Origin of the sequence: Kitasatospora sp. MY 5-36, assembly GCF_001182915.1 — a bacterium.
Classification (GTDB): Bacteria; Actinomycetota; Actinomycetes; order Streptomycetales; family Streptomycetaceae; genus Kitasatospora.
On sequence record NZ_LFVW01001086.1, the window covers coordinates 1 to 992 of the forward strand.

The following is a 992-nucleotide window of genomic DNA, read 5'->3' on the forward strand; positions in this document are numbered from 1 at the left end:
CGCGTACGTCCTGGACGCCCGGCTGCGGCCGGTGCCCGACGGCGTCCCCGGCGAACTGTGGCTGAGCGGACCGGCCCTGGCCCGCGGCTACCTCGGACGCCCCGGGCTGACCGCCGCCCGCTTCACCGCCGACCCGTACGGGCCGCCCGGCGGCCGGATGTACCGCACCGGCGACCTGGTGCGCCGCGACCGCCACGGCGAACTGCACTACCTGGGCCGCACCGACCACCAGCTCAAGCTGCGCGGCCACCGGATCGAGGCGGGCGAGGTGGAGGCCGTGCTGGCGCGCCACCCGGCCGTCCTGGACGCGGTGGTGAGCATCCGGGAGGACGAGCCCGGACTGCCCCGGCTGGTCGCCCACCTGCTGGCCGCCCCAGGCGCCGAACCGCCGACCGCCGCCGAACTGCGCGCCCTGGCCGCCCGCGCCCTGCCCGGCCCGATGGTCCCCACGGCCTTCGCGGTACTGGAGCGCTTCCCGCTCACCGCGAGCGGCAAGACCGACCGCGCGGCCCTGCCCGCCCCCGACCCGGCCGAGACCGAGCCGGCCGGACGGGTGGCCCCGCGCACCCCCACCGAGGAGGCGGTGGCGGAGATCTGGGCCGAGGCCCTGCACACCGCCGTCGGCGCCACCGACGACTTCTTCCAGCTGGGCGGCGACTCCATGCGCGCCCTGCTGATCGCCTCCCGGGCCAACGACGCCTTCGGCGTCACGCTCACCCCCCGCGACGTGCTGGTCTCCCGCACCGTGGCCGCCCTGGCCGACCTGGTGGAGGACCTGGTGCTCAGCGAACTCGAAGCCGCCGCGCTGGACGGCCCCGACGAACCCGCCGCCCCCGGCAGCCCCGACGATGACGAACGGTGAGGACCCGACGACCATGACGCCTTCGACGCCTCCGACGCCCTCGAAGCGGGACCGCGCCGCGGCCCTGCCCGCCGACCTGCGCGAAGCCCTGCGCCGGCGGCTGGCCGGCCGGTCCGGCGGCGACGGGGCC

The 992-nt window shown here is 78.0% G+C and carries 1 protein-coding gene; it reads left to right on the top strand.

Features of this window, described 5'->3' with window-relative positions; genetic code table 11:
• The coding region (locus AE652_RS40345; RefSeq protein ID WP_049660759.1) for a non-ribosomal peptide synthetase at positions 1 to 862 on the top strand (862 nt) is incomplete at its 5' end.
• Positions 863 to 992: the final 130 nt, after the last annotated feature.